The organism is Polaromonas sp. (assembly GCF_012927415.1).
Classification (GTDB): Bacteria; Pseudomonadota; Gammaproteobacteria; order Burkholderiales; family Burkholderiaceae_C; genus Polaromonas.
This window is the reverse complement of the sequence record NZ_JABBPF010000182.1, coordinates 1-3,466: the sequence shown is the minus strand read 5'-3', so window position 1 is coordinate 3,466 and position 3,466 is coordinate 1. Positions and strand designations below refer to the sequence as shown.

At 59.6% G+C, this 3,466-nt stretch carries 4 protein-coding genes; all 4 read right to left on the bottom strand.

Translation table 11 applies throughout. The features are described 5' to 3' along the window. On the bottom strand, positions 1–657 hold a 657-nt coding region (locus HHJ19_RS15215; protein WP_296908716.1), incomplete at its 3' end, for a cell division protein FtsQ/DivIB. 8 nt (positions 658–665) lie between these two features. Then, on the bottom strand, positions 666–1,643 hold the full coding sequence (locus tag HHJ19_RS15210) for a D-alanine--D-alanine ligase (RefSeq protein WP_296908715.1): 978 nt from the start codon (positions 1,641–1,643) through the stop codon (positions 666–668). Then, positions 1,640–3,049, bottom strand: a complete 1,410-nt coding sequence (gene murC / locus HHJ19_RS15205; protein WP_296908714.1) for a UDP-N-acetylmuramate--L-alanine ligase — start codon at positions 3,047–3,049, stop codon at positions 1,640–1,642. Before murC ends, HHJ19_RS15210 begins: the two co-directional genes overlap by 4 nt. Then, on the bottom strand, positions 3,046–3,466 hold a 421-nt coding region (locus HHJ19_RS15200), incomplete at its 5' end, for a glycosyltransferase (protein WP_296908713.1). The genes murC and HHJ19_RS15200, both read right to left, overlap by 4 nt.

Sequence of the window (3,466 nt, the reverse complement as noted above, 5' to 3'; positions counted from 1 at the left end):
CACCGTGGCGATAAAACGTCGTGTGCGCGCCTCCAGCTCGTCCAGCGAGCCGTGCCCGAGATCAATCACCGCGCCACTGTCCAGCTGTGCACGCCAGCTCCCCTGACCTGTCAACCGCAGTTGTTCAAGCATCGCATCCATTTCCTCAAACATGGGGGACAGGCGCTGATAAGCCTGCAACACCAACGGCGCTTGTCCTTGTGGTCCATTGAGCAGCGGCAAATACCCGGCGTCCACGTCGCCCTGATTGGCTTCGAAAACTTCGCCGAAGTTGTTGATCAGTCGCGTGTCACCCTCCTGACCCCACAAAGCCACGGCCTGGTGCTCGCGCAAAACCACCTTCAGGCGATTCGGGAATTCGCGTTGAACGACCGCTCTGCGCACCCAGGGCACGGCCTCGAATGCCGCGCGCGTGGACTCCAGGTCCACGGTAAGGAAATTGCCGGCCAGCTTGGGGGCCACATTGGCGCGCAGGGTGACGACGTTGTTATGCGTCAAATCTCCCTGCACCTGTATGGCGTTAAGGTTGAACAGCGACTGGCGCATCAGCCACGCCACGGCCAGGGTCAGTACCATGACGGCAAATACCAGGCCCAGAACCACCGTAAAGGTATTCATGAGCTTGACGTCCAGCGGCAAGGGCGTTGGCAGTGGCATGGCGCGACTCAAGTGGTGGCTCCCCGCAGTGTCTGGTAATCGAGCGCCGCAGTCTTCAATATCTCGATGCAGAGTTCTTCATAGGAGATGCCGGCCGCCCGCGCGGACATGGGAACCAGAGAGTGTCCTGTCATGCCGGGCGAGGTATTTATTTCGAGCAGGTAGGGCTTGCGCGTGACCTTGTCAATCATTACGTCGGCGCGTGCCCAGCCTCGGCAGTTAAGGGTGCGAAAGGCTTGCAACACCAGCCCCTGTATGGCGGCTTCTTCGCCGTCGGGAAGTCCGCAAGGCACCATGTATTGCGTGGTGTCCGTAAAATATTTGTTCTGATAGTCGTAATTGCCATCGGGTGCCACGATGCGGATCACGGGCAGCGCCCGCGCCTTGTCGCCGGTGCCCAGTACGGGGCAGGTCACCTCGTCACCGCTGATGAACTGCTCACACAGTATGTCGGCATCCAGCGTCTCCGCCAGCGCCACAGCTCCAGCCATGCCAGCTTGCTCAGTCACCTTGGTCAGGCCAAGGGATGAGCCTTCGCGCGCTGGTTTGACGATCAGCGGAAAACCCAGCACATCCGGGATCGCATTGACTTCCGCGCTGTCGTAGGCACTCCGGCGAAGCAACACATAGCGTGGCGTGGGCAGCCCTTCGGAGAGCAGCATCCGCTTGGTCATCACCTTGTCGATGACCATGCTGGAGGCCATGACGCCGGAGCCGGTGTAAGGGATGCCCAGCAACTCCAGCGCACCCTGCACGGTTCCATCCTCGCCGAAGCGCCCATGCAGGGCGATAAAACAACGTGTAAAACCGTCCCTTTTTAATTCGCCGATATTTTGCTCGGCGGGATCAAAGGCATAAGCGTTGACACCTCGCGAGCGCAACGCCCGCAACACGCCCTGACCCGACATCAGCGAAATTTCACGCTCGGCAGATATCCCGCCCATCAGGACTGCAACCTTGCCAAAATTCGGAGTGGTCTGACTCATACTATTGTTTCCATCATTGCAACCACTTTGCCCGGCACCAGCCCAATGGAGCCGGCGCCCATGCACAGAACAATATCTCCGCCTTGCGCGTTGTCCAGAATCGCTTGCGGCATGGCATCAACTTCATCGACAAAGACCGGCTCCAGCCTGCCGGCCACGCGCAAGGCTCGCGCCAGCGAGCGGCCGTCCGCCGCCACAATCGGCGCCTCGCCGGCGGCATAAACCTCCGTGAGCAATAGCGCATCGGCATGCGTACTGATAACCTTGACGAAGTCCTCAAAGCAGTCGCGCGTGCGGGTGTACCGATGCGGCTGAAAGGCCAACACCAGCCGCCGTCCTGGAAATGCCCCGCGCGCCGCGGCAAGCGTAGCTGCCATCTCGACCGGGTGGTGGCCGTAATCCTCGATCAACGTGAATTGCCCTCCGTTTTTTGCCGGCACCTCGCCGTAGCTTTGGAATCGCCTACCCACACCGCTGAACTCAGCCAGCGCCTTCTGCACGGCGGCATCGGGCACATTGAGCTCGACCGCGACTGCAATCGCGGACAAGGCGTTGAGAACGTTGTGCTCACCCGCCAGATTGAGCACGACATCCAGATCGGGCAGGGTGACCCCATTGCGCCTTAGCGCGGTGAAATGCATTTGCGCCCCCGCGGCCCGCACGTTGACAGCGCGTACCTGCGCTTGTTCGCCAAAACCGTAGCTCGTAACGGGACAGGAGACCTGCGACACAATGTCACGCACGACTGGATCATCGGTACACAGGATGGCGGTGCCATAAAAAGGCATGCGGTGCAAAAAATCGACAAAGGCTTTTTTCAGTCTGCCAAAATCATGTCCATAAGTTTCCATGTGGTCGGCGTCAATATTGGTGACCACCGCCATTACGGGCAACAGATTTAAAAACGACGCATCCGATTCATCGGCTTCCACGACGATGTAGTCGCCCGATCCGAGCTTGGCGTTGGCACCGGCGCTGTTGAGCCGGCCGCCAATCACAAACGTCGGGTCCAGGCCGCCTTCGGCCAGCACACAAGCCACCAGGCTGGTGGTGGTGGTTTTGCCATGAGTGCCCGCAATGGCAATACCCTGCTTGAAACGCATCAGCTCTGCCAGCATCAGCGCGCGAGGCACGACAGGAATGCGCTTTTCGCGTGCCGCCATCACTTCGGGGTTGTCCGCCTGCACGGCCGTTGAAGTCACTACCGCATCGACAGCGACCAGATTGCCGGCATCATGGCCGACAAAAGTCCTGATACCCAAGCCCGCCAGACGTTGCAGCGTGGCGCTGTCCGACAGGTCAGAGCCGGAAATGACATATCCCAGGTTGTGCAGAACTTCGGCAATACCGGACATGCCAGCACCACCGAGTCCAATGAAATGAATGTTTTTAATGGCGTGCTTCATGACGCGAGCTCTTCGCAAGCCGCCACGACGCGGGCAGTTGCATCAATTTTTTGCATGGTTTTAGCCTGTAGTCCGGCAAGTACGAGCGCAGTGCGCTCTGTTTTTTGTAGCATGATTGCCAGCTTCTCGGGCGTCAGCTCTCGTTGCTGTACCAGCCAGCCGCCGCCGTGGTCAACCAGGAAGTTGGCATTGCTGGTCTGGTGATCATCCACCGCAGCAGGAAATGGCACAAAAATCGCCGGGGCTCCGATAGCGGCGATCTCGGTCACCGTGCTGGCACCAGCCCGGCAAATGATGAGGTCGGCGTCGGCAAACGCCTGGGCGGTGTCATCGATAAAGGGCGTGAGTTCTGCCTGCACGCCTGCTGCCGTGTAGTTGGCGCGGAGTTCTGCAATCTGACGAGCGCCGCTTTGATGC

What these genes read in the sequence shown, in the direction of transcription:
- HHJ19_RS15210 (WP_296908715.1), bottom strand. Translation starts at nt 1,643, where the DNA reads ATGAGTCAGACCACTCCGAATTTTGGCAAGGTTGCAGTCCTGATGGGC.
- murC (WP_296908714.1), bottom strand. Translation starts at nt 3,049, where the DNA reads ATGAAGCACGCCATTAAAAACATTCATTTCATTGGACTCGGTGGTGCT.